A 24753-nucleotide genomic window follows, 5' to 3' on the forward strand; every position below is an offset into this window, starting at 1 on the left:
CCGCTATTCCTCTGAAATCGATCGCCAGACCCGTGAGGAACGGTGTCTCTCGGATGGCCGCAATTGGCCAAAGAGTGCGAGTTCACAGCGCGTTCGACATCGACAGCATTCGCTACTGCAAAGCAGTCGATCAGCCTGACCAAGCGAAGGATTGCCAGGGATCGAGCAGAGACCCTTGACCTGCAGCCAGACAGAAGACAGCCGACGACGCGGATCCGGGGTCAACCTGAATCTTCACTGCGTGGTCGCCACCAAAGAACCCTGGGGTAGCGTGAGCAAGACCGGGGAACAAATCGGGGAACAGATCAAGATGTTACGAATGTTATTGGCTTCCCTTCACCTCACACAGCGCAAACGGCCCCTCGGGGCCGTTTGTCTTGGGATCGATTCCGGACGGATTCAGATCAGCGGCACGCCGGTCTTGGCCTGGATCTGCTCGCGCGTGACCTCGGGCGCCAGCTCCACCAGCTTCAAGCCCTCGGGCGTCACGTCCATTACGCCAAGGTCGGTGATGATGCGGTCGACGACGCCCTTGCCCGTGAGCGGCAACGTGCACGCGGGCAGGATCTTCATGTCTTCGGTACCGTCCTTCTTCTTGGCCACGTGTTCCATCAGCACGATGACGCGCTTGACGCCGGCCACCAGGTCCATCGCACCGCCCATGCCCTTGACCATCTTGCCGGGAATCATCCAGTTGGCCAGGTCGCCTTCGTGGGTCACCTGCATAGCGCCCAGGATGGACAGGTTGATCTTGCCGCCGCGGATCATGGCGAACGACTGATCACTGCCAAAAATCGCTGAGCCTTTGATGGTGGTCACCGTCTGTTTGCCGGCATTGATCAGGTCAGCGTCAACCTCGTCTTCGTAGGGAAACGGGCCGATACCGAGCATGCCGTTTTCGCTTTGCAGCCAGACCTCGACATGGTCGGGCACGTGGTTGGCCACCAGCGTCGGGATACCGATGCCGAGGTTCACGTAAAAGCCGTCTTGCAGTTCCTGGGCCGCACGCGCGGCCATTTGGTCTTGGGTCCAGGGCATCTTGATCTCCTTATTTGCGGTCGCGGGTGGTGCGCTTTTCGATGCGCTTTTCCGGCGTGGGGTTGTGCACGATGCGGTGCACATAGATACCAGGCAGGTGCACATCGTCGGGAGCGAGTTCGCCGGTGGCCACAATGCGCTCAACCTCCACGATGCAGACCTTACCTGCCGTGGCGGCGGCCGGGTTGAAATTGCGCGCGGTCATGTTGAAACGCAGGTTGCCCGAGCGGTCGGCCACGTCGGCCTTGATCAGCGCCACATCGGGTATCAAGGCGCGCTCCATCACGTAGGTCTCGCCATCGAACTCGCGCAGCTCCTTGCCGTCGGCCACCAAGGTGCCGACACCTGTCTTAGTGAAGAAAGCGGGGATGCCGGCGCCGCCGGCCCGCAGCTTCTCGGCTAGGGTGCCCTGCGGCGTGAATTCGAGCTCGAGTTCGCCGGCCAAGTACTGGCGCTCAAACTCCTTGTTCTCGCCCACGTAGCTGGAAATCATCTTCTTGATCTGGCGCGTCTGCAGCAGCTTGCCGAGACCGAAGTCGTCCACGCCCGCGTTGTTCGAAATCGCAGTCAGGTTCTTCATCCCCGAATCGCGCAGCGCGTCGATCAGGGCTTCGGGAATGCCACACAGGCCAAAGCCGCCCACGGCGATCAGCTGGCCGTCGGCCACCACACCTTTGAGCGCTTCGGCCGCGCTGGGGTAAATCTTGTTCACGTCGTTTGCTCCAGGGATTGAACACCAGTGGGTACGATACTACGTAATGGCATACGTAGTTTGACCTAATGACTAACCCTGACACCTCCGCTCCGGACATCGACTACCGGCTCGCTTTCGATCTGGCGCCGCTTGGGATGGCGCTCTCGCGCCAGCGCGTCATGGTCGACTGCAACCAGGCGCTGTGCGACATGTTCGGGGCCACGCGCGAGCAGCTGCTCGGCCAGAGCTTTCAGATGCTGTACCCCAGCGCGGCCGAGTACGAGCGCACCGGTGCGCGCATCGCACCCATCCTGGGGCGCAACGGTACTTACGCCGACGACCGCGTGATGAAGCGGGTGGACGGGCGCTTCAAGGGCGAGACTTTCTGGTGTCACGTGACCGGGCGCGCCCTGCAACGCGCCGAGCCACACGAAGCAGGCATCTGGAGCTTTGAAGATCTCAGCTCCCGGCGCGCAGTGCGCGCCGAACTGACGCCGCGCGAACGCGAGGTGGCCGCACTGCTGATGGACGGCCTGACCAGCAAAGAAATCGGCAAGGCTCTGGCGATCAGCCACCGCACGGTGGAAATTCACCGCGCGCGGCTGATGCGCAAGTACCAGGCCCACAGCACGCCTGACCTAGTGCACCGGTTGCTTGCAGGATGAAACCCGGAGGCGCTTCGCGCCACCCCCTCAAGGGGGCAACCCGGTGCGGCCCCGCCAAGCTGGTTCCGCCGCGTTTCTGGAAGGCTCACTTCGCTTCAGAGAGACCAATTGGAAGGGTCTCCTCAGGTGCGTCGCATCACTGAGGCTGGAAGCCGCTGTCCTTGATGATGCGGGACCACACCTTGGCGTAGGCCTGCTCACGCGCGGCGAGCTGGTCACCCGACATGTAGCCCACCGACAGGCCCATGGCGGTCAGGCGGTCGCGCACCTCGGGCTGGGCGATGGTCTTCTGGATCGCGGCGCCCAGCTTGTCCAGCGTCGCCTTCGGCGTACCGGCCGGTGCGAATATGCCGTAGTACGGCACATCCTCAAAGCCGGCTAGACCCAGCTCGGACAGGGTCGGAACCTCGGGCATGGCTGGCTGACGCTGAGCACCCATGACGGCGACCACGCGAAGCTTGCCAGCCTTGTGGTTTTCAATGAAGTCAGGCACCGAGGCCACGCCGGCCGGAATCTGGTTGCCCAGCATGTCCGCCATCATGGGTGCACTGCCCCGGTACGGCGCGGTCACCAGGTCCAGGCCGTTTTTCTTGGCGATTTCCTGCACCAGAAACTGCGGCACCGAGTTGGGCGCCGGGATGCCCACCGCGCCCTTGCCGCCAGCCTGCTTCACGCTGTCCACATAGGCTTTGAAGGACGTCGCCGGCGTGCCGCTGGAGAGCGCAAACGCGTTGACGAAGGTGGCGAAGCCAGCCACCGGCACAAAGTCCTTGACCGAGTCGTAGCCCGCGTTCTTGGTCACCATGGGCAGGATGGTGATGCTATGGTCGTGGCTCAGGAACAGGGTCTGGCCATCGGGCGCAGCGGCCTTGAGCGTCTGGGCCGCAATCTGCCCACCCGCACCAGGCTTGTTCTCCACCACCACCGGCGCACCCAGCTCCAGCTGCAGGCGCTCGCCGAGGATGCGTGCAATCGCGTCGGTGCCACCGCCGGCCGGAAAACCGACCAGCATCTTGGTGACTGGCGCACCCTGGGCCGAAGCCCAGCCGGTGGCGGCGAGGGTGGTCACCAACGCCGCGCCACCCAGGGTGCGGCCAAGCAATCGACGAACAGACATCATGTTCAACTCCTGCAGAAAAAAAGGCGATGAGGGAAAACGAGTCAGGGCGCGGGCGCGTCCACCACCTCGGCGGCGGTTCGGAATGCTTCCACTGCGGTGGGAACACCGCAATACACGGCAGCGTGCAGTAGCACTTCCTGAACCTCCTGCACAGTGGCGCCATTGTTGAGCGCACCGCGCACATGGCCGCGCAGCTCATGCTGCTTGCCCAGCGCGGTGAGCATCGCCACTGTGACCAGACTGCGCGTCTTGCGATCCAGTCCGTCGCGCTGCCAGACATCACCCCAGGCGTTGCGAGAGATGTGGTCTTGGATCGGCTGGGTGAAATCGGTGGTGCCGCCCAGCGCTCGGTCAACGAACGGGTCGCCCATGACCCGGCGGCGCGTGGCCAGCCCCTTGTGATATTGCTCATCTTGCATGTGTGTCTCCGCGAGGTGGGTGGTGATGGGCGTGAAGGATAAACTCCTTTGCAGCTTTTCCGAACCACCAATGGAGACAACACATGAGCCAAGACCGCTATCCCCTGCCCGACCTGAACACGCTGCCGGAGGACATCCGCGCCAAGGTGATGGAGGTGCAAGAAAAGGCGGGGTTTGTGCCGAATGTGTTTCTGGCATTTGCTCGCCGTCCCGCCGAGTGGCGCGCCTTCTTTGCCTACCACGACGCGCTGATGACGCCCGAGGCAGTGGGACGAGCTTCAGGCCTGAGCAAGGGTGATCGCGAGATGATCGTCACCACCACCAGCGCCGCCAACCAGTGCCTCTACTGCGTGGTCGCCCACGGCGCGATTCTGCGCATCTACGAAAAAAAGCCACTGGTGGCTGACCAGGTGGCGGTGAACTACCGCAAGGCCGACATCACTCCGCGCCAGCGCGCCATGCTCGACTTCGCCATGAAGGTCTGTCTGGCGTCGCATCAAATCGACGACAGCGATTTTGAGGCCCTGCACGCCCATGGCTTCAACGACGAAGACGCCTGGGACATCGCGGCCATCACCGCATTCTTTGGCCTGTCGAACCGCATGGCGAGCTTCAGCGGCATGATGCCCAATCCGGAGTTTTACCTGATGGGTCGTGTGGCCAAGCAGAAATAAGTCCCGGTTCCCGGAAATATCCGCGGCTCATCGCCCGCGGTACATGCAACCCGCGGTACAAACGGACGGATGAATCGTTCCGATTTTTCCACCAACCATTCCGATGTGGAGCAGGCCGCACGGGATCGAGACTCACCGCAGAGCTGGCTGGTCAATACCCCGTTGCTCGACATCCAGCACCCCAAGATACGGCTGCTGGCGTTGCGCCTCACCCAGCTGCAGCAGGGGGACCGAAACAAGGCGCTGGCCTGTTTCCAGTACGTGCGCGAGCTGCCGTTTGCCTGCCTGCCCGACGGTAACAGCGTCTCGGCCCTGACCGTGTTGCGGCGCGGCAAGGGCGACTGCCACACCAAATCGACCCTGCTGGTGGCGCTGCTGCGCGCCATCCAGATCCCTTCCCGGCTGCGCTTCGTCACGCTGCGAGCCGACTTCCTGCGTGGTGTGATCGATCTGGGCACCCTGCCGATCGAACACTGCTGCGTCGAGGTGCTGATCGACGACCGATGGGTCGCGGTCGACAGCCATGTGATGGACCCGCTGCTGGCGCGTGCGGCCCTCGCCCGTCTGGATAAAGAAAACCGCGACCTTGGCTACGGCATGCACCGCCGGGGCGCCACGGACTGGGACGGCGAACAACAGGCGTTTGCGCCCTTTGTGGCGGACGACACCGCCAGTCTGCCGGTGCACGACTGGGGACCGTTCGACGACCCGTACCAGTTCTATAGCCAGGTGCCCGAGCAGCGTGAGCGCTTGGGGATCCGCGGGCGACTGACCTGGATGGTCGGTGCCCGCGTGGTCAACCGGCGGGTGAAGGCCTTGCGAGATACCGCGATGGGCCAGCTGCAGGCAGTTGCGTCACTGAGTCGTTGAGGCGCTTCAGGGCATCACCACGCGCAGCAAGCGGCCATTGCTGGTGTCTTCGGTCAGCAGGCAGCGCTGGCCGTCTGGTCCCTGGCGCACGTCGCGGATGCGCTAACCGAGGCTCACCAGCAGGCGCTCGCGGCCCACTTCGCGCTCGCCCTCAAACACCAGCCGCCACAAGCTGCGCCCGGCCAGCGCACCGATGAACACGTTGCCCGTCCACTGCATCGGCTGGCTGCCAGTGAAAAAGGCCATCCCGCTGGGCGCGGGCAACGACTGGCAAGCTCGGTGGTGCTCACAGCACCAGCGGTCGGAACAAAAAGCGCGCTCGGCGGGGCTGGTGCAGGATCAATCAGCGCTGCGGATTCGCTGCCACCACCGCAGGCCACGAGCCAACTGCTCAGGATCAGCGCTGCGGCAAGAGCCGTGGGGGGCACGAAAATTTCGGAGATGCAACGTGCCCGCATGCGAGGGCGCCCCCGGCCAACCGGGCGCAAGTATTTGTGAGCTCAGGTGAGCAGCTCGCGCATGCGCGCCGGCAGGGGCGAGGACTTCTGCTGCGGGAAGTTGACCCAGACAGTGGTCGCGCCACCCGATGCGTACAGCGTGTCGGGGTCGTCGCTGCGCGAGAGCGTGCACCAGCTCTCGAAGCTGCTGCGGCCGGGGTCGCTCACGAACAGCGTGGCCAGCACATCACCCGGATACTCCAGCTGTTTGTGGAAGTTGCAGAACGCGTTGACGATCACCGGCCCTTCGCCCCGCGGATCGGGCTCGCAGCCGATGGCGCGCATCCACTCGATGCGCACGATCTCCAGGTAGCGGAAGTACACCGTGTTGTTGACGTGACCCATGGCGTCCATGTCACCCCAGCGAATGGGCAGGGTCATGCTGAAGACCAGCTTCTTGTGAACGGGTAGTTCGAGTTTCATCGATGCGCGCGGATGGAGGCCAGCAGACCGGCCAGGAAAAAACCACAAGCCAGCCACTGAACCAGCGCCGGCCAGTGGGCAAACCAGAGGAATCCATAGAGCAGCCCAAACACGGTCTCGCTCACAATGAGCTGCCCCGCCAGGCTGCCACTCAAGCGGCGACTGGCCATGTTCCACAGCACCGACGCGACCCAGGCCGCGCCAATCCCGGTGACCACGCAGACTGCCACAAAGCTGGCCAACCCAGGCTGCTGAGACAGCGTGGCCAGATCGGTGCCGGCCACAGCCCAGATCAGCAGCGCGCCGAGCCCCGCGGCCACGCCCAGCCAGTTGGCCCACTGGGTGGAGTTCACCTCCGGGTGACGAGCCAGCCAGCGCGCATTGAGCAGGCCGAACAGCACCCAGGAAGCGGCCGCCAGCGCGGCTAAAAAAACGCCCAGCCAGACCTGCGGTCCGCCGGGCAGCGCGCCCAGCCCTTGTGCCGTGGCCTGCATCATCAGTCCCATGCCGGCCGCGGTCAGCAGCAGGCCCGGCATCAGCGTTGCCCAGCGCAGGTGAGCCGGCTTGCCCAGCAGCATCATCCAAAGTGGGATGGTGCCGATCACCAACACCGGCAGCGTGGCGCCAGCGGTCTGGATGGCCATCGCGAGCAACAGGTAATAGCCCGTGTAGCCGAGCACACTCAGCCCCAGGGCCGCCCCGGCCTGGCGCCAGGTCGGCACCAGCCCAACCCCGCGCAGCGCCGCCCACACCATCAGCACAATCGACAAAGCCGCGCAGGCTAGGTACCGCCCCACCGTGATGTCGACCGCACTGAAACCTGGCGCCATCAGCGGCGCTACAAACGCCATGCCCCAGAACGCGCCCGCGCCAAGCCCGGCGAGCACGCCGGTGGACATGCCGGAGGGTAGGCCCGGCGCCATCGAAACCGTGGTGGAGTTCAAATCAATTCAAGCCCGTGCGAAGCGTTGATCCTGAGAGCCGCAGGCTGTGCAGCATGAAAGCGAGGAGAGAGTCTTCCGGCGCGAGTTGTCGTGTTTCAGGGCGCCGCCTATCTGGCTTTGCCAGTGGGCCAGCGACGCTCCTGGGAGGCTGACGGTGAAGCCGGCGCGAGGGGTCAAGCTCCAAACCCATCATCGGCCGCAATCACCGCCCCATTGATGAAATGGCTCTCGCTGGCACAAAGCATCACCAGCAGCGCATCCAGATCACTCGGCTGGCCCACCCGCTTGCGCGGCAGCATGCTGATCAGCTTCTGGCCCTGCTCGGTGGTCCAGTGGTGGTGGTTAATCTCGGTGTCGATGTAGCCTGGGCAGATGGCGTTGACGTTGATGCCGAAACGGCCCCACTCCACCGCCATCGCCTTGGTCATCTGCACCACCGCTGCCTTGCTCATGCAGTACACGCCGATCTGTGGCAACACCTTCAAGCCGGCCATCGACGCGATGTTGATGATGCGGCCACCGACGTAGGTTCCGGGCGCGGCGCCCTTGGCGCGCGCCAGCATGCGCTTGGCCACTTCCTGCGCCACGAAGAACGCGCCCTTGGTATTGGTGTTGAGGATGAAGTCGTAGTCCTCTTCCGTCACATCCTGCAGCCGCTGCGTCGTACTCACGCCCGAGTTGTTGATCAGGATGTCGATCGCGCCGACCTCGGTCTCGGCATGGGCCACCGCAGACCGGATCGACGCGAGATCGGTCACGTCAAGCGCCACCACGTGCGCATCGCCGCCCTCGGCTTCAATGTGCGCGCGCAAGGCCATGAGGCGATCGGTGCGCCGGCTGGCCAGCACAACCGCCGCACCCGCGCGGGCCAGGGTTTTGGCGAACTGCTCGCCCAAGCCACCCGATGCCCCAGTGATGAGCGCCACGCGCCCCGACAGATCCAGGCTGTATGCCATTAGAGAGTCTCCTCAAAAGTCGGCGGGAGTGTCCGGTGACACGCCCTGAGTGACAACGATTGTGCCTGCTTCACCTCTAGAATCGGTCTCGAGCCAGACACAGGCTGCCCGCAGGGCATGATGAACCATCGGGTCTGCGCGCAATACACCCCGGTGGTTGCCACCAGTCCCCCACCCAGAGAGAGAGAGCACACAGCATGACGCAAGACGAGATCCTCGCCGCCCACGGACCCCGCGAAGCCATGGAGTACGACGTGGTGGTGATCGGTGGCGGCCCCGCGGGCTTGGCCACCGCCATCCGGCTCAAGCAACTCGCCACTGAAAAAGGAAGCGATTGCAACGTGTGCGTCCTGGAGAAAGGCTCGGAGCCCGGCGCTCATATCCTGAGTGGCGCGGTCATGGACCCGCAAGCGCTGACCGAGCTATTCCCCGACTGGAAAGAACGCGGCGCGCCGCTGAACCAGCAGGTGACCAGCGACGACGTGCTCTTTCTTTCCGAGTCCGGCCACAGGCGCACACCCGACTTCCTGGTACCGCGCAACTTTCACAATCACGGTAACTACGTCATCAGCCTGGGCGCGGTGACCAAGTGGCTGGGCGAGCAGGCTGAGGCCGCGGGAGTGGAAATCTTTCCTGGCTTCGCCGCGGCCGAGGTGCTGTACGACGACAAGGGCGCGGTCAAGGGTGTTGCCACCGGCAACCTCGGAGTGGGCAAAGACGGCGAGCCCACCGAAAGCTTCCAGCTCGGTATGGAGTTGCATGCCAAGTACACCGTCTTCGCTGAAGGCGCCCGCGGTCACCTCGGCAAACAGCTGATCGCGAAGTTCAAGCTCGACCAAGGCAAGGACCCGCAAAGCTACGCCATCGGCATCAAGGAACTGTGGGAAGTGCCGGCCGACAAGGCCCAACCCGGCAAGGTGGTGCACACCGCTGGCTGGCCCATGGACAACGATACCTACGGCGGCGGCTTTCTGTATCACCTCGAAGGCAACAAGGTCACGCTGGGCTTCGTCACCGGCCTCGACTACCAGAACCCATGGCTCTCGCCGTTCGAGGAAATGCAGCGCTGGAAAACCCACCCCGCGATCAAGGCCCACATCGAAGGCGGCAAGCGACTAGGTTACGGCGCACGGGCCATTACCGCCGGTGGCCTGCTCTCGCTGCCCAAGACCGTGTTCCCGGGTGGTGTGCTTGTGGGTTGCGACGCTGGCTTCCTGAACGCAGCGCGCATCAAGGGCAGCCACGCTGCGATCAAGAGCGGCATGCTGGCCGCCGACGCCGCGTTCGAGGCGCTGGCCGCGGGCCGCAGTAGCGACGAACTCGCCGCCTTCCCCGCAGCGTTCGAGAAGAGCTGGCTGCACACCGAACTGCACCAGTCGCGCAACTTCAAGCAGTGGTTCAAGAAGGGCGCCACCATGGGCGCGCTCATGACCGGCATCGAGCAGTGGTTCCTGCCCAAGATCGGTGTCAGCACGCCGCCCTGGACCATCCACCGCACGCAGGCCGATCACACCATGCTGCGCCCAGCCGCCGACATGCCGCAGATCAGCTACCCCAAGCCCGATGGCAAACTCACGTTCGACCGCCTATCCAGTGTGTTTGTATCCAACACCAACCACGAAGAGCAGCAGCCGGCCCACCTCACGCTCAAGGACGCCAGCGTGCCAGTGAGCATCAACCTCGCCAAATACGCCGGTCCCGAGAGCCGCTACTGCCCGGCCGGCGTGTACGAATACGTCAAGACCGAGGCAGGAGAAGACCGGCTGCAGATCAACGCCCAGAACTGCGTCCACTGCAAGACCTGCGACATCAAGGACCCGACGCAGAACATCGTCTGGGTGACCCCGGAAGGCGGCGGTGGACCCAACTACGCCGGAATGTGAACCTGCCTTTCACCCCGGCATGAGTGACCAGGCCCAATAACGCCCTGTCCATGGCGGGCGGCAAGGCCCCTGCACCATCGCCAAGCCATTTTTGCTCCCGCCCGGCAGGTCATCGGCCAGATGCCGAGGCCTTCCGGTACACTGGAAGCCGTCAGGAGAGAGCCCCCCCGGCACGGGGGCCGCCGAAGGCGCAGGAGGTCCGCGTTGCAGCAGCAAGCAGGCCCTGAACGCTCAGGCAAAAGGACTGACCAACACTGCCTTCACCGGCGGTGTCCCCCACTGGAGAGAGGTCTTCCTCGAGAAGGCCCACCGAAGGAGCAAATGCGGCATCACCCGCGTGAATCTCTCAGGTAAAGCGGACAGGGGGGCAGCACACGGATGCACCGTGTCACGTCCGCGCAAAGTGCGTGGACTCTGCCCCAACGCCACCTGAAAGCCCGCCGTGTCTGTCGCCTCCTCCACCGCCGATTTGCTCCAGACCCCGCTGCACGCCTTGCACCTCGAACTCGGTGCCCGCATGGTGCCGTTCGCTGGCTACGCCATGCCCGTGCAATACCCCATGGGCCTGATGCAGGAACACCTGCACACGCGTGCCGCCGCCGGGCTGTTCGATGTCTCCCACATGGGGCAGCTGAGGCTGGTCGGCACCGACGCCGCCTCGGCATTCGAGACGCTGATGCCGGTGGACGTGGTCGACCTGCCCGTGGGCAAGCAGCGCTACGGCCTGCTGCTGAACGACGCCGGCGGCATCATCGACGACCTGATGTTCGTCAACCGCGGCGACGATTTGTTCGTCATCGTCAATGGCGCTTGCAAGGATGGCGACCTGGCGCACATCGAAGCCACCATCGGCAAGCTCTGCCATGTCGACGCCCAGTTCGACCGCGCCTTGCTCGCGCTGCAGGGCCCGAAGGCCGTGACCGCCTTGCAGCGCCTGCTGCCCGGGGTGGAGAAACTGGTGTTCATGACCGGCGCCGCGTTTGACTGGGCCGGTGCCGACCTGTTCATCACCCGCAGCGGCTACACCGGTGAAGACGGATTCGAAATTTCCCTGCCAGCCGATCATGCGGACGCCTTTGCCCGCGCGCTGCTGGCCCAGCCCGAGGTCAAGCCGGTCGGCCTGGGCGCACGTAACTCGCTGCGCCTGGAAGCCGGGCTGTGCCTCTACGGTCAGGACATTGACGCCACCACCACCCCAGTCGAGGCAGGGCTCAACTGGGCGATGCAGAAGGTGCGCCGCACAGGCGGCGCCCGCGCCGGCGGCTTCCCCGGCGCAGAGCGCGTGCTCGCCCAGCTCGACGGCACCGAGCCGCTGGCCAGAAAACGCGTCGGTCTGGTGGCGCTCGAGCGAGTGCCGGTTCGTGAGCACGTCGAAATCCAGTCGCTCAATGGCTCAACCATTGGCGAAGTCACCAGTGGCCTGCTTGGGCCGAGCGCCAACAAACCCATTGCCATGGGCTATGTCAGCGCGGAGCAGTCCGCGGTCGGCACCCGCCTGCAGGCCATGGTGCGCGGCAAAGCCGTGCCCATGGAGGTAGCCGCGATGCCGTTTGTGCCCAACCGCTACTACCGAGGATAGGCAGCCTGCGCCCCATGGCGTCTTGCCCATGCGGGCTCGACGCCCCGCCCCCTTGATCTGCCACCCTCATTTTCCCTTTACGTCTACCCCTTTACTTTTGACAGGAGCACAGCCATGACCACCAAGTACACCGAAGACCACGAATGGATCCGCGTTGAGGGCGATGTCGCCACCGTCGGCATCACCCACCATGCGCAGGATGCGCTGGGCGATGTGGTGTTTGTCGATCTGCCCGAAGTGGGCAAGTCGTTTGCGCAAAAAGACGTAGCCGGTGTGGTCGAGTCGGTGAAAGCCGCCGCCGATGTGTACATGCCGGTCAGTGGCGAAGTGGTGGAAGTCAATGAAACCCTGCGTGGCGATCCGTCGCTGGCCAACAGCGATCCGCTGGCGACTGGTTGGTTCTTCAAGGTCAAGCTGTCGACGCCCGCCGAAGTGGACGCGCTGCTCGACGAAACCGCCTACGCTGCACTCACTTGACCCACCCTTGCCGCGCTTCGCGCGTCCCCCTCAAGGGGGCGGCGCTGGCGGCCCGGCGAAACAGGTTCCGCGACGCCCTGGGATCAAGTCGCCTCTCGCCGTTTGTGCCTGCTTTTGCCACTCTTGGTTTGTTGAAACTCCTCACTTACCCCTAGGTTCCACCATGCTGATGCCTTCCGCCAAACCCTTGGACGAACTCGAGAACGCTCCCGAGTTCATCGCCCGCCATATCGGTATCAGCGAAGCCGATGAAGCCCACATGCTGTCGGTCATCGGCGAGGCCTCTCGCCGAGCGCTGATCGACGGCATCGTGCCGCGTTCAATCGCGCGCAGCGCGGGCATGAAGCTGCCTGCTGTCGCCAGCGAGGCGGCAGCGCTGGCCGAGCTGAAAACCATCGCGCAGAAAAACAAGCTGCTCAAAAGCTTCATCGGTCAGGGATACCATGGCACCCACACGCCGGGCGTCATCCTGCGCAACGTGCTGGAGAACCCAGCCTGGTACACCGCTTACACGCCCTATCAGGCAGAGATTTCGCAAGGCCGCATGGAAGCGCTGCTGAACTTCCAGACCATGGTGACCGACCTCACCGGCATGGACATCGCCAACGCCTCCATGCTCGATGAAGCCACCGCGGCGGCCGAAGCAATGACGCTGGCGATGCGCTCGGTGAAGTCCAAAGGCCAGACCATCGTGGTGGCCGGCGACTGCCACCCGCAGACCATCGAAGTCATCCAGACCCGCGCCGCGCCGCTGGGCATCACGGTGCAGCTGGCCAGCTCCGCGCAAGAGTGGGATGCGGCGCTGAATGGCGACAGTTACTTTGCCGTGCTGGCGCAGTACCCTAGCACCAGTGGGCGCATCGATGACCTGCGCGACGATGTGCAGCGCGTGCATGGCAAACATGCCGCCTTCATCGTGGCCGCCGACCTGCTGGCCCTCACTCTTCTGGTTCCCCCGGGCGAGTTCGATGCCGACATCGTGGTCGGCACCACGCAGCGCTTCGGCATGCCCATGGGCGCGGGCGGCCCACACGCCGCCTTCATGGCTTGCCGCGATGCGTTCAAGCGCTCGCTGCCAGGCCGTCTGGTCGGCGTGAGCGTGGATGCGCACGGTAACCCGGCTTACCGGCTCGCCCTGCAGACGCGGGAGCAACACATTCGCCGCGAAAAAGCCACCAGCAACATCTGCACCGCGCAGGTGCTGCCTGCCGTGGTCGCCAGCATGTACGCCGTGTACCACGGCCCGCAGGGTTTGAAGCGCATTGCGCAGCGCGTGGCGGCCTACACGGCCATCCTGGCAAAGGGCCTGGAGCAACTGGGTGTGCCTTTGCGCGACCAACGCGCCTTCGACACGCTCTCGCTCAAGACCGATGGCCTCACCCAAAGTCTGGCTGCCAAGGCGCGTGGCCTCGGGGCCAACCTTCGCGTGTATTTCGACGACCACCTGTGCATCACGCTGGATGAGACCACCACCCGTGCAGACATCGACATGCTGTGGACCATCTTCGCTAAAGAGGACCAGGCCCTGCCCAGCTTCGACGCCTTCGAGAAAGGTATCGAACCGCTGATCCCCACCGAGCTGCGCCGCACCAGCGCCTACCTCACGCACCCGGTTTTCGAGAGCCACCACAGCGAGACCGGCATGCTGCGCTACATCCGCAGCCTGAGCGACAAAGACCTGGCGCTGGACCGCAGCATGATCCCGCTGGGCTCTTGCACCATGAAGCTCAACGCCACCAGCGAGATGATCCCCATCACCTGGCCCGAGTTCGCCAATGTGCACCCGTTCGCGCCTGCTGACCAGCAGCTGGGCTACCAGGAACTCGACGAGCAGCTGCGCGCCTGGCTATGCCAGGCCACCGGTTACGCGGGCATCAGCCTACAGCCCAATGCCGGTTCGCAAGGCGAATACGCCGGCCTGCTGGTCATCAAAGCCTCGCACGCTTCGCGCGGTGAAAGCCACCGCAACATCTGCCTCATCCCCAGCAGCGCCCATGGCACCAATCCGGCCAGCGCGCAAATGGTGGGCATGACGGTGGTGGTGACCAAGTGCGACGACAACGGCAACGTGGACATGGCTGACCTGAAAGCCAAGTGCGAACAGCACAGTGCGAATCTGGCCGCGGCCATGATCACCTACCCCAGCACGCACGGCGTGTTCGAGACCACGGTGAAAGAACTGTGTGCGTTGGTGCACCAGCACGGCGGGCGCGTCTACGTGGATGGTGCCAACATGAACGCCCTGGTGGGCGTGGCCGCACCGGGCGAGTTCGGTGGCGACGTGAGCCACCTCAACCTGCACAAGACCTTTTGCATTCCGCACGGCGGAGGCGGCCCGGGCGTGGGCCCGGTGTGCGTGGTGGAAGACCTGGTGCCTTTCCTGCCCGGTCACGCGACGGGCGGCGTGCCGGTCAACGGCGTTGGTGCGGTGAGTGCAGCACCCTTGGGCAATGCGGCCGTACTCCCGATCAGCTGGATGTACATTCGAATGATGGGCGCGGATGGCCTGAAACACGCCACCGAAGCCGCGATTCTTAGCGCCAACTACATCAGCAAACGGCTGAAAGACCACTATCCCACGCTGTACGCCTCGGCCAACGGCCACGTCGCGCACGAGTGCATCCTGGACCTGCGGCACCTGAAGGACACCAGCGGCGTGATGGCAGAGGACGTGGCCAAGCGGCTGATGGACCACGGCTTCCACGCGCCCACGCTCAGCTTCCCGGTGGCCAACACGCTGATGGTCGAACCGACAGAGAGCGAAACGCTAGGAGAGATCGACCGCTTTATCGATGCGATGATCGCCATCCGCGACGAAATCCGGCTGATCGAAAATGGCACCTGGCCCAAGGACGATAACCCGCTGAAAAATGCGCCACACACCGCTGCCAGCCTGATCGCAGGCGAGTGGACCCATCCGTATTCACGGGAAGTGGGAGCGGCCAGCAGCGGCTCACGCGCGAACCAGAAGTATTGGCCGCCCGTGGGCCGGGTGGACAACGTCTACGGCGACCGCAACCTGTTCTGCAGCTGCGTGCCGGTGAGCGAACTGGCCTGATCGAAACGCGCAGCCGCGTGCCGCGCGGACGAAAGATCGCCACCGGAATCTGTTGAAGCCACCGGCGTCAACCCATTAAGTAGGACCGCACCAGCAGACTGACGCCGCCCAGAATCAGCAGCGCCCACACCGCCTGCAGCGCGCGATGCGGCGGCAAGCGGGCATACAGGCGACTGCCCGCGACAAAACCCAGGAACGCAGCTGGCATCAACATCAACGCCGCGGAAAGCAGGTTGGGTTGCTGGTACAGACCGCTGCCGGTGAACATCACCAGCCGGACCAGCCCAGTGCACAGAATCAGCAGGCTGATGCTGGCGCGCAGCACACCTTTGTCAGGCAACCTGCGCGCCAGGTAGATGGTGTAGATCGGCCCGCCCGTCCCGAACATGGACGTGAACGCGCCGCCCACCAACCCAGCCGGGACGGACCACCCGGTCGAGGCGGGCCTCACGGCGGCGCGCACAAGAAGGCTCCACGAGGCGTAAGTCAGCACGAACCCCCCGAGCAACATCAGCAGCAAGCGTTCCCCAGCCTGCACCAGCAGACTCAGGCCAAACGACATGCCGATCAGCAACCACGGCGACAGCCGCAGCAACTCGCGCCAGTCAACGATGCGGCGGTGTCGCAACCCGAGCAGCAAACCAGCACCGATGTCGAACAGCAGCATCATGGGCACGGCAAAGCGCAGCGGGAAGATGTGCGCGAGAAACGGGATGGCGATAATGGACGCGCCAAATCCAGTCAGCCCATAGACCAAGTAAGCCAGCGCCACGACAGCCGCGGCGAAGACCAGCGTTGGCCAAGGCAGATCCATCATGGGCGCTGCATGACCGGCGCCGGCAGTCCATCGATCATCACGTTCAGGCAGGCCGGCAGGCCACTCAACAGCGCGCGCTGCAGAGCGGGCACCATGGCATCGGCACGGGTGACCTGCTCGCCATGGCCACCGAACGCAGCAGCCACCGCGTCATACCGGCTCGGCCGCAGTTCGCAACCGATCACCCGGGCGGCGCCGTAGTCGCGCAGCTGGATCTGGTATTCGGCATTCCAGCGAGCATCGTTGCCCACCACCGCAACGAAGTCGAGGCCGTAACGCACCGCCGTGTCGAATTCGGCGATGTGAAAACCTACGGTGCCGTCGCCCATGACCGCGATGACCGGGGCGCCAGGAACGGCGGCACAGCGCGCGGCGATCGCGTACGGCAGTGCCGATCCGATCGCACCGGCCACGCCATTGATGAGGCGGTGCGGCGCGTCCAGGCAGGCGCTGGCCCACTGCCCGATCTCACCACCGTCACACACCAGGACCGCGTCCGGATGGCTCTCGAGCGCGGCTTGAACTGGCCGCAGCATCTGCACCGGATGCAGGCCATCGACCTGCGAGGGCGACGCCTGTTCCCAGGCGGGAGGGCGCCACGCGATCGCCTCATTGAACTGGTCCAGCCAGTGGGCTTCGTTATTCGACGGGCCCTGCGGCTGCACAGCCATCAAGCCGACCAGCGCCGACGGCGCATCAGCAGTGGCGCAGACCTGCAGGCGATCGCCCAGCGCCTGGCGGCTCCGCTCGATCTCGCTGATATCGGCATCAATCTGGCACACCAGGGCATCGGCCGCGATCGCTGGCGCCTGTCCGAACTTGAGCGTGAAGTCGAGCCGCTTGCCCAGAAGCAGCACGACGTCGGCCTGGGCAAGCATCTGCGCGAAAGCACCCAGGCGCGGGTCCGCCACACCGCGCGGGCTGTCCATGCCTACCACCGGCATGCCGCAAGCGTACTGCAACGCGGCCAGCCGGGCGCGACCGGCGCGTGTCATGCACGACGGACCGGCCAGGATCACCGGTCGGCGAGCGCCCTTGAGCTTGGCCATGATGGTCTGCGCGGCCGCGCCATCCAGCAGCATGGCTTCAGCCGCAAAATCCCCGGCCGAGCGAGGCGCTGCCTGGCTGACCGGTTGCTCCAGCACATCGGTGGGCAGGCTCAGGTGCACCGGGCCCGGCCGCCCCGAGCGCGCGATGCGCACCGCGCGCACAAAGTCTTCGGCCACCGCGTCGGCACTGGCACAGGTCCAGGCGGCCTTGCAGACCGGCTCGGCCATCTGTGCCTGGCGCATTTCCTGAAATGCGCCTTGTCCCAGCAGCGCATTGGGCGCATGACCCGACAGCAAAACCACCGGCGCCTCGGCCATCAGGGCCGTGTACAAGGCGGACACCGCATTCGCATGGCCCGGACCTCCGGTCACCAGGGCCACACCGACCTCACCGGTGATTCGGGCCAGGGCATCGGCCATGTGCACGGCAGCGGCCTCGTGCCGGGTGTGGATCAGGGGGATGCCAGCGTCCAGCGCGGCATCGAACACCGGCATGATGTGGTTGCCTGAGAGCGTGAAGATGCGGCTGACGCCAGCCGCCTGAATAGCGGCAAGGAGCGCGTCACAGCCGCGCTGTGGATGGGATGGGGTCATGGGTTGTTCGGTTCTGGCGGGTCGATTCCGTTCGACCTGCGGCTCGCGGACCTTCGCTGGTGCCGACTCTACACAAGGCGTGCGTCCAGGCTTCCCGCCTGCGGCGCGTCAGGGCTTGTACTGGACCATCGCAGAACAAGCGCCCACAAGGTCAGGCCCGCCAAGCTCGGGCGCCATCAGGGGCTGGCTGGTGCCGCCTCCAGAATGGTCTGCCCCGGCGCGACGCGCGTGAACCGCACCGGTTCACGGTCGATCGCCAGCTCACCCTGGCGCTGCGTGACGACGATATAGGTGGAGCTGGGCAGGTCGCCGGTCTCCGGATGGTCTTCGCGAAAGTGCGCACCACGCGAATCCTCGCGCGCCAGGGCGGCCGTAGCAATGACACGGCTCACCGCAATCAGGTTGCGCAGGTTCAACCAGTCGTGCCAGCTCAGGTTGAAACCCCGGTCGCCATCTTGCACGCCGGTGCGTGCCAGCGCCGCGTCCAGTCCGTCGAGGGTGGCCAGCGCACGCCGCAGCCCGGTGGCATCGCGCAGGATACCGACGTCCTGCCACATGCAGTCGAACAAGGCTTCGCGGATCGCCTCCAGGTCGCCAGGCGGCTGCGCGAACGGCACCAGTTGTTCGGCCACGCTGGCCGCCAGAGCGGCTTCGTCGGGCGGGCGCAGCACACCTTCGCGGGCCACCCACTCGGCCATGCTGTCACCGGCAATGCCACCGAAAACCGTCGAATTCGCCACACCATTGCCGCCGAGCCGGTTGGCACCGTGCACACCGCCGGTGTCTTCGCCTGCGGCGAACAGGCCGGTCAGACCGGTTCGGCAATCGGCATCGAACACGACGCCGCCCATCAGGTAGTGCGCGGTCGGCACCACCTCGACCAGGCCAGCAGCCAGATCAAAGCCGCAGTCACCACAGCGTTCAACCATGCCCTTGAACTGCTGCCGCACGTTTTCGGGCCCCAGATGTTCCATCTTCAGGTAGACGCCGCCGTTGGGCGATGTGCGGCCCGCGCGCATCTCGGTATAGATCGAACGCGAGACGATGTCGCGCGTGGCGCGTTCGCCACGAGGGTCGTACTGGTCCATGAACCGTTGCTGCTCGCCGTTGAGCAGGTGGCCGCCCGCGCCACGCAGGCCCTCCTCCAGCACCGTGCCAGTCATGCGGGTGCCGTTGCCCGCGAGCAGGCCGGTGGGATGGAACTGCACCATCTCCATGTCGCGCAATGGCAGGCCCGCACGCAGCGCCATGGCCAGTCCGTCCGAGGTCTTGTCGCCGGATGGCGTGTGGTACTTGTACATGGTGGGCCCGCCGCCGGTGGCCAGCAAAACGGCCTTGGCCTGTACAAACACAAAGCCACCGTCGTGAATGTTGATCATCAACACACCGGCGAGGGCCTGGCCGTCGGCGGTCTTGATCAGGGAGACCGCGCGGTGTTCTTCCAGGCGGTGGATGCCACGCGACCAGACCTGTTCGGACAGCCGGTTGATGATTTCGATGCCGGTCAGGTCGCCCTTGTGCACGGTGCGGTCGAAGGTCTGCCCGGCAAAGGCCTTCTGGTGCACGGTGCCGTCGGGGTTGCGATCGAAGAAGCAGCCGAGCTCGTTCTCGAGTTCGTGAACCCGCTCGATCGCCTTGGTCACCAAGGTCCAGGCGAGGTCCTGATCAGACAGCCACTTGCTGCCTTCAATCGTGTCCATGAAGTGGCGCTCGACCGAATCGCCCGGCGCCAGTGCGACGTTGTAGCCGCCCTGCACCATGCGAGTGCAGCCGCATTTGCCGAGCAGGCCCTTGACGGCGACGGTGATGTGGCTGTCGTTGGCTTGCTGATGCGCATGCAGCGCTGCGAACAAGCCGGCACCACCCGAACCCAAAATCAGGATGTCTGTCTGCAGTCGTTGGATGGCCGTGCTCATTGCGTCACACCCAGGCTCGCCAGCACCGCCGCACGGCGCGCCTGCGCCGCGTCGCGCACACGGTCGTACAGGCTGCCGCCGTGGCTGTCCATGGCCACCAGCAGCGGGCCGAAATTGCGGATGCGGAATTTCCACAAAGACTCGGGGTTGAGGTCATCCAGGTCGACGTCCTCAATCGCCTCCACCCAGGTGGTCTCCAGCGCCGCGGTGCCGCCGATGATCGCCAGGTAGGCGCCACCCAGGTCCTGGAACGCCTGGGCCGAGGCCTCTCGTAACCCCCCCTTACCCACAATCAGGCGAACGCCGTACTGCTCCATCAGCGGTCGGGTAAAGCGCTCCATGCGGTCGGACGTGGTGGTACCGACGCACACCGGCTGGTAGCCGACCGGAAACGCCTCGCTGCGCTCGACCTTGCGCACATTAGGCGCGGTGTGGATCACGGCGTGGCCACGCAGATCGAAGTGGGTGGTGCGTCCGCGATCGAACATGTGAATCTGCGTCGCGTCACGGATGCCGAACAGGCGCGCTTGCAGCGTCACGGTGTCATTCACCCGAAGCGCGCGCACTTGCTCCTCGGTCGCGGGCATCGTCATTTCATGGTGGGCCATCGGTGGTGTGTCCGCTGTGTCTAGAAGCCAAACGCCACGCCGGCGGGCGTGATGTCAGCGCGCGCGCGCCGGGCCGAATGGCATTGCATGTTGACCGCAATCGGGTTCATGGTGATGTGGGTCGCGGCCAGTTCGATGTGCACCGCAAACGCGGTGGCGTCGCCGCCCAGGCCCTGAGGCCCCACGCCCAGCTGGTTGACGGCAATGGACAGCTGCTGCTCCAGCTCGGCGCCCGCAGCGTCAGCGCAGGCGCTGCCCAGTGGCCGCGTCGCCGCGCGCTTGGCCAGCGCCACCGCGAGGTCGGACGTGCCGCCCAGCCCAACACCGACGATGGTCGGCGGGCAGGTCTTGCCGCCTGCGGCCAGCACGCAGTCGATTACAAAGGTCTTGATCGCGGCGATGCCTTCGGCCGGCACCGCCATCTTCAGGAACGAGTTGTTTTCCGAGCCACTGCCCTTGGGAATCATCTCGATGCGCAGGTTTTCTGGCTCGTCGCTGAAGTCGATGTGGATCACCGGCACCTCGATGCCACACGAGGTGTGCTCATTCTTGCGTGTGAGCGGATGCACGACCGAACTGCGCAGCGGGTATTCGCGGGTGGCGCGCTCGCAGCCGCGGCGCACCGCCTGCTTGAGCGCCTGCCCATCCACCTCGACACCCGGGCCGATCCACAGGTTGTAGATCGGCACGCCGGTGTCTTGGCACAGCAGGTTGTCGGTCTGTTCGGCCACGGCGATGTTCTGCACCATCGTGGCCAGCACGCGCTTGGCGGTACCACCCGTCTCGCTCTTCTCAAGTCTGCTGAAACCCTGTTTGATGTCGGGCGGCAGCACCTTGAGCGCACGGATGTACAGCTCCTTGGCCGTGTCTTCCACAACTTGCAGGTCGATCTTCATGCCATCTTTCTAAGAGCGCCCAACACTCAGTTGGCCGACAGGCCGCGGTTCTTCACGACCGTGGCCCAGCGCGCCGACTCCAGCTCCATCGCGGCGACAAAATCGGCGGTGCTGTTGCCCACGGCGGAGATGCCCAGGTTGTCGAGCTGAGCCCGCGTCTCGGGGTCGGCCAGAACCTTGGCCGTGTCTTGCTGTATCTTGGCGATGATGGCTGGCGGCGTACCGGCGGGCGCGAACAGGCCAAACCAGCCGATGTTCTCGAAGCCTGGCAGACCGCTCTCGGCCACGGTGGGCACGTTGGGCAGGCGCGGCGAGCGCTGCTTGCCGGTGACGCCCAGCGCTCGAAGCCGACCATCGCCGAGCAGGGCCGAGGCGGCGGCAAAGTTGCCCACCATCATGTCGACCCGCCCCCCCATGAGGTCGGTGTAGGCCGGCGCCTCGCCCCGGTAAGGCACATGCATGATGGCGATGCCGGCGGCATCGGCGAAGTTTTCGCCGGCCAAGTGCACCTGGCTGCCCACACCGGCTGAGCCGAAGTTGATCTTGCCTGGCTGGGCCTTGGCCATCGCAATCAGGTCCTGGACGGTCTTGGCCGGCGAGTTGTCCGGCACCACCAGCAGCATCGGGCCACTGGCCACGTTGGTGATGGCCTGCAAGTCCTTCTTGGTGTCAAACGGCATGCTTTTGTAGAGATGCGGATTGATGGTGATGCTGCCCGAGGCCATCAGCACCGTATAGCCATCGTTGGGCGATTTGGCCACCACGTCTGCGCCGACGTTGCCCCCAGCACCGCCCTTGTTTTCCACCACCACCGAATGACCCCAGAGCACCGAAAGCTTCTGGCCTACCATGCGCGCGACCACGTCTGTCGTGCCGCCCGCGGCGAAAGGCACCACCATACGCACCGGCTTGTTCGGCCAGCTGGCCTGTGCGCTAACGGCCAGGGGGAGAGCAACGCCGGCCAGGGTCACGGCAAGAGCACGGCGCAATGGGGAGAAGGAGGAAATGGTCATGGCTGTTTGTCTCCGAAATGGATGGGGAACACGGGAAAAACCGCCGGCTGCATCGTCTGTGCGATGTCAGGACAGCAGTGACAGGGCGAACGCAAGCCCCGTGGCCAGGGAGAAACCGGCCGCGCCAGCGATCCAGTTTTTCCGCAGCCCCGAGGCAGAACCAAATTCAATCAACAACAGGCGCACACCGCCCATCATGTGCAGCGACAGGAGCACGACCAGCCCCCACTCGCCGAATTTGAACAGGCCGTGGTCGGCCAGTTGCAGAAAGCCGTCCAGCGCGGCCGCGCCATGCAGGGCCTGGCTCAGCGCCCAGAAGTGCACAGGCAAGAACAAAGCCAGGCCCAGCCCCGACAAACGGTGCAACAGAAAGGCCCACCAGGCGGGATGCGCATGAGCACGGGCCTCGGTTCGGCGCATGTTGCTCATGGCACTTCCCCGCCGATCACCACCGCCCACACTGCGCGCAAGCCGGTGAACAGAAGAAGCAGACCAAAGACGCGCGCCCCCCACAGCGCCGGACGAGCGCCGACACCCCACCATTCCCGAGCAATGTTGGCCATACCGACCGGCACGTGCACCGCACAGGCCAGGACAAAGACCCCATAAAAGGCGCCGAAGCTCCAGCTGCCGCGTGTGCGACCCAGAATCTCGGCCGCACTCAGGCCCCCGCGCACGGCGTAAATCATGACCGCCAAGTGCACCAGCACACACAGCGCCAGCACCATCGCACTGATGCGCTGCAAGTACCAGCGTTTGGCTTCGGCAATTGCGGAGGCACTCACGGCAGCCACTCCATGAGGTGAACCCTGGTCACAGCTGCCCCCGCACCGCGGCTCTGCCCACCGCGCGCTTGAGCCCGGCAATCGACAAGGTGGGAGACAGGTGCTTCGGGCAGTTTTCCGTGCACGACCCTTGTGTGTGGCAGGCATGGCAACCGGCGTCGCCAGCGACCGCACGCAGGCGCTCGCGCTGCTGCACGTCCCGCACATCGTTGACCAGGGTCCAGGCCCGGTTCATCGCTGCAGGACCAAGGTAGTCGGGTCGCCAGCCGACCACGTCGCAAGAGGCATAACACACGGCACAACCGATGCATTCAATGCCGGCGTTGGCGGCGACACGCTCGGCCGAGGCCGGCGCCACCTGCGCAAAATCGTCATGGCGGGTGCGGTCACCCTGGAACTGGCCCTTGGCAGCGGCCCACTTGTCGAAAAACACTGTCATGTCGGTGACGAGGTCCTTGACCAACGGCAGGTTGGCCAAAGGCGCGACCTCGATCCCACCCTGCGCATCGACCACCTTGGCCACGTGGGTGCGGCAGGTCCAGCGCGCCTTGCCGTTGACCGTCATCGCACACGAACCACACATGCCGACACGGCAGGCAAAGCGATAGCCCAGGGAAGGCTCAAGATGCTTCTGGATGTAGGAGATCACGTCCAGCACCGTCTGGCTGGCCTGGCGCGGCACTTCGTAGTGGCTGAACTCACCATCGGCGCGCCCGCGCCATACCGAGACCTTCAGGGGCAACGCACTGGCGGAGGAAAGAGAGGGCGAGGTGTCCATGCCGGCCATCCTAGGGACGGCGATTCCAAAAGAAAAGCCATTTTTTATGGGTTTGAGATAAAGTTTTTCTTTAGAATAATGGGCATCGCCATCCTGCTTGATCATGGACAAGCCACCATGCCTTCGATCCGCAACCTCAAGACGTTTCTCGCGGTGGCACGCCATGGCAGCTTCGTGGCAGCGGGCCACGAGATCGGCCTGACCGCGGCAGCCGTTGGCCTGCAGATCCGGGGCCTGGAGAACGAGCTGCGACAGCAGCTGTTCGACCGCAGTGGCCGCTCCATCGTGCTCAACACCGCCGGGCGTGCCATGCTGGCACCGATGGCCGACATCGTGGCGCGGTTCGACGCGCTGGCACCACCCGAGCAGGGCGAGTCCCTGAGCGGCAAACTCGTGATGGGCGCACTGGTGTCGGCGCTGATGGGCAGCTTTGCCGACTGCCTGCTGTCGCTCACGATCCAGAACCCGGCCCTGGACGTCAAGCTCTTTTCTGGACTGTCGGCCGACTTCACGCGCCGCGTGGAAATGGGCGAACTCGACGCGGCCGTGGTTGCGCAGCCGCCTTTTCGGCTCCCCACCAGCCTGGTCTGGACCTCGCTCTACGACGAGCCCATGGTGCTGATCGTGCCGCGACAGCCGCGTTTTTCGATCGCCGAAGCACCACTGACCATCTTGCGCGAGAGTCCGTTCCTGCGCTTCGACCGACAGGCCTGGACCGGTCATCTGGTCGACAAAGTGCTGACTCAGGCGGGCGCTACCGTGCGCGAAGGCATGGAGCTGAACTCGGTTGAGGCCATCCTGGCTTTGGTTCGACAGGGCTTTGGCGTGTCCATCGTGCCCAAGCTGGCTAACTTGCAATGGTCGCGCGACCGCGCCTTGCGCCTGATCACACTGCCCGGTGTCGACGTGCAACGCCATGTGGGTCTGCTGGAGCGACGCGAACACAGCCGCGGCCGCGTCACCGCCGCGATCATGGACTACTTCGCAGCACGTTAGGGGC

25 protein-coding genes and 2 riboswitches are annotated in these 24753 nt (G+C 64.9%); of the genes, 8 read left to right on the forward strand and 17 right to left on the reverse strand.

What is annotated here, in order from left to right; all coding sequences use genetic code 11:
* Positions 1–399: 399 nt before the first annotated feature.
* Positions 400–1038, reverse strand: coding sequence for a 3-oxoacid CoA-transferase subunit B (locus tag GPT34_RS10475; RefSeq protein ID WP_291011946.1), 639 nt, complete (start codon positions 1036–1038; stop codon positions 400–402).
* Between the two features lie 10 nt (positions 1039–1048).
* Complete coding sequence (locus GPT34_RS10480) at positions 1049–1750, reverse strand: CoA transferase subunit A (protein WP_291011948.1); 702 nt, start codon at positions 1748–1750, stop codon at positions 1049–1051.
* 68 nt (positions 1751–1818) lie between these two features.
* On the opposite strand from GPT34_RS10480, the gene GPT34_RS10485 reads away from it, so the two are divergent.
* Positions 1819–2397 carry a LuxR C-terminal-related transcriptional regulator gene (locus tag GPT34_RS10485; RefSeq protein ID WP_291011950.1) on the forward strand — a complete coding sequence of 193 codons (579 nt, stop codon included), beginning with the start codon at positions 1819–1821 and terminating at the stop codon, positions 2395–2397.
* Positions 2398–2533: 136 nt separating this feature from the next.
* Here the strand turns inward: GPT34_RS10485 and GPT34_RS10490 are convergent, their stop codons facing one another.
* Both GPT34_RS10490 and pcaC read right to left on the reverse strand, forming a co-directional pair.
* Positions 2534–3517, reverse strand: a complete 984-nt coding sequence (locus GPT34_RS10490) for a Bug family tripartite tricarboxylate transporter substrate binding protein (RefSeq protein WP_291011952.1) — start codon at positions 3515–3517, stop codon at positions 2534–2536.
* 41 nt (positions 3518–3558) lie between these two features.
* The gene (pcaC, locus tag GPT34_RS10495) at positions 3559–3936 is read right to left on the reverse strand and encodes a 4-carboxymuconolactone decarboxylase (RefSeq protein WP_291011955.1); all 378 of its coding nucleotides are present in this window, start codon (positions 3934–3936) and stop codon (positions 3559–3561) included.
* Positions 3937–4019: 83 nt separating this feature from the next.
* Here pcaC and GPT34_RS10500 point away from each other — a divergent pair, with 83 nt between their 5' ends.
* Together GPT34_RS10500 and GPT34_RS10505 are read left to right on the forward strand one after the other, a co-directional pair.
* On the forward strand, positions 4020–4610 hold the full coding sequence (locus GPT34_RS10500) for a peroxidase-related enzyme (protein WP_291011958.1): 591 nt from the start codon (positions 4020–4022) through the stop codon (positions 4608–4610).
* A gap of 69 nt (positions 4611–4679) precedes the next feature.
* Positions 4680–5480, forward strand: coding sequence for a transglutaminase-like domain-containing protein (locus GPT34_RS10505; RefSeq protein ID WP_291011962.1), 801 nt, complete (start codon positions 4680–4682; stop codon positions 5478–5480).
* 102 nt (positions 5481–5582) lie between these two features.
* On the opposite strand, the gene GPT34_RS10510 is transcribed toward GPT34_RS10505, so the two are convergent.
* From GPT34_RS10510 to GPT34_RS10525, 4 genes are all read right to left on the reverse strand, one after another.
* The gene (locus tag GPT34_RS10510) at positions 5583–5744 is read right to left on the reverse strand and encodes a PQQ-dependent sugar dehydrogenase (protein ID WP_291011965.1); all 162 of its coding nucleotides are present in this window, start codon (positions 5742–5744) and stop codon (positions 5583–5585) included.
* Positions 5745–5980: 236 nt separating this feature from the next.
* Positions 5981–6400 (reverse strand): thioesterase family protein, encoded by a 420-nt coding sequence (locus GPT34_RS10515; RefSeq protein WP_291011967.1) that lies wholly within the window; start codon positions 6398–6400, stop codon positions 5981–5983.
* Positions 6397–7344 carry a DMT family transporter gene (locus tag GPT34_RS10520; RefSeq protein WP_363356740.1) on the reverse strand — a complete coding sequence of 316 codons (948 nt, stop codon included), beginning with the start codon at positions 7342–7344 and terminating at the stop codon, positions 6397–6399. Before GPT34_RS10520 ends, GPT34_RS10515 begins: the two co-directional genes overlap by 4 nt.
* A 173-nt stretch (positions 7345–7517) precedes the next feature.
* On the reverse strand, positions 7518–8300 hold the full coding sequence (locus GPT34_RS10525) for an SDR family oxidoreductase (RefSeq protein WP_291011970.1): 783 nt from the start codon (positions 8298–8300) through the stop codon (positions 7518–7520).
* Positions 8301–8497: 197 nt separating this feature from the next.
* Between GPT34_RS10525 and GPT34_RS10530 the strand changes: the two genes are divergently transcribed.
* The 4 genes from GPT34_RS10530 (at position 8498) to gcvP (ending at position 15297) form a co-directional block, all read left to right on the forward strand.
* Positions 8498–10183 (forward strand): electron transfer flavoprotein-ubiquinone oxidoreductase, encoded by a 1686-nt coding sequence (locus GPT34_RS10530; protein WP_291011972.1) that lies wholly within the window; start codon positions 8498–8500, stop codon positions 10181–10183.
* Between the two features lie 142 nt (positions 10184–10325).
* A riboswitch (glycine riboswitch) is annotated at positions 10326–10440 on the forward strand.
* A gap of 12 nt (positions 10441–10452) precedes the next feature.
* A riboswitch (glycine riboswitch) is annotated at positions 10453–10556 on the forward strand.
* 69 nt (positions 10557–10625) lie between these two features.
* Positions 10626–11762 (forward strand): glycine cleavage system aminomethyltransferase GcvT, encoded by a 1137-nt coding sequence (gene gcvT, locus GPT34_RS10535; protein WP_291011974.1) that lies wholly within the window; start codon positions 10626–10628, stop codon positions 11760–11762.
* Between the two features lie 114 nt (positions 11763–11876).
* Positions 11877–12239 carry a glycine cleavage system protein GcvH gene (gene gcvH, locus GPT34_RS10540; protein WP_291011976.1) on the forward strand — a complete coding sequence of 121 codons (363 nt, stop codon included), beginning with the start codon at positions 11877–11879 and terminating at the stop codon, positions 12237–12239.
* Between the two features lie 163 nt (positions 12240–12402).
* Positions 12403–15297: an aminomethyl-transferring glycine dehydrogenase gene (gene gcvP / locus GPT34_RS10545; protein WP_291011978.1), complete on the forward strand. Its 2895-nt coding sequence runs from the start codon at positions 12403–12405 to the stop codon at positions 15295–15297.
* Between the two features lie 67 nt (positions 15298–15364).
* On the opposite strand, the gene GPT34_RS10550 is transcribed toward gcvP, so the two are convergent.
* The 9 genes from GPT34_RS10550 to GPT34_RS10590 all read right to left on the reverse strand — a co-directional run bounded on the left by GPT34_RS10550 (position 15365) and on the right by GPT34_RS10590 (position 23753).
* On the reverse strand, positions 15365–16114 hold the full coding sequence (locus tag GPT34_RS10550; RefSeq protein WP_291011980.1) for a sulfite exporter TauE/SafE family protein: 750 nt from the start codon (positions 16112–16114) through the stop codon (positions 15365–15367).
* On the reverse strand, positions 16111–17757 hold the full coding sequence (locus tag GPT34_RS10555; protein WP_291011983.1) for a thiamine pyrophosphate-binding protein: 1647 nt from the start codon (positions 17755–17757) through the stop codon (positions 16111–16113). The genes GPT34_RS10550 and GPT34_RS10555 overlap by 4 nt, the downstream gene beginning before the upstream one ends.
* Before the next feature lie 176 nt (positions 17758–17933).
* Positions 17934–19673 (reverse strand): FAD-binding protein, encoded by a 1740-nt coding sequence (locus GPT34_RS10560; protein ID WP_291011985.1) that lies wholly within the window; start codon positions 19671–19673, stop codon positions 17934–17936.
* Positions 19670–20281, reverse strand: coding sequence for a fumarate hydratase C-terminal domain-containing protein (locus tag GPT34_RS10565; RefSeq protein WP_291011987.1), 612 nt, complete (start codon positions 20279–20281; stop codon positions 19670–19672). Before GPT34_RS10565 ends, GPT34_RS10560 begins: the two co-directional genes overlap by 4 nt.
* Positions 20282–20301: 20 nt before the next feature.
* Complete coding sequence (locus GPT34_RS10570; RefSeq protein WP_291011990.1) at positions 20302–21177, reverse strand: fumarate hydratase; 876 nt, start codon at positions 21175–21177, stop codon at positions 20302–20304.
* Between the two features lie 26 nt (positions 21178–21203).
* Positions 21204–22190: a tripartite tricarboxylate transporter substrate binding protein gene (locus tag GPT34_RS10575; RefSeq protein WP_291011993.1), complete on the reverse strand. Its 987-nt coding sequence runs from the start codon at positions 22188–22190 to the stop codon at positions 21204–21206.
* Between the two features lie 66 nt (positions 22191–22256).
* Complete coding sequence (gene sdhC / locus GPT34_RS10580) at positions 22257–22610, reverse strand: succinate dehydrogenase, cytochrome b556 subunit (protein WP_291012085.1); 354 nt, start codon at positions 22608–22610, stop codon at positions 22257–22259.
* Positions 22611–22615: 5 nt separating this feature from the next.
* Complete coding sequence (locus GPT34_RS10585) at positions 22616–22975, reverse strand: succinate dehydrogenase (protein WP_363356745.1); 360 nt, start codon at positions 22973–22975, stop codon at positions 22616–22618.
* A 28-nt stretch (positions 22976–23003) separates the two neighbouring features.
* Positions 23004–23753 carry a 2Fe-2S iron-sulfur cluster-binding protein gene (locus tag GPT34_RS10590; protein ID WP_291011996.1) on the reverse strand — a complete coding sequence of 250 codons (750 nt, stop codon included), beginning with the start codon at positions 23751–23753 and terminating at the stop codon, positions 23004–23006.
* A gap of 117 nt (positions 23754–23870) precedes the next feature.
* Here GPT34_RS10590 and GPT34_RS10595 point away from each other — a divergent pair, with 117 nt between their 5' ends.
* Positions 23871–24749, forward strand: a complete 879-nt coding sequence (locus GPT34_RS10595) for a LysR family transcriptional regulator (RefSeq protein ID WP_291011999.1) — start codon at positions 23871–23873, stop codon at positions 24747–24749.
* Positions 24750–24753: the final 4 nt, after the last annotated feature.

It is taken from the genome of Hydrogenophaga sp. (assembly GCF_011390835.1).
Classification (GTDB): domain Bacteria; phylum Pseudomonadota; class Gammaproteobacteria; order Burkholderiales; family Burkholderiaceae_C; genus Hydrogenophaga.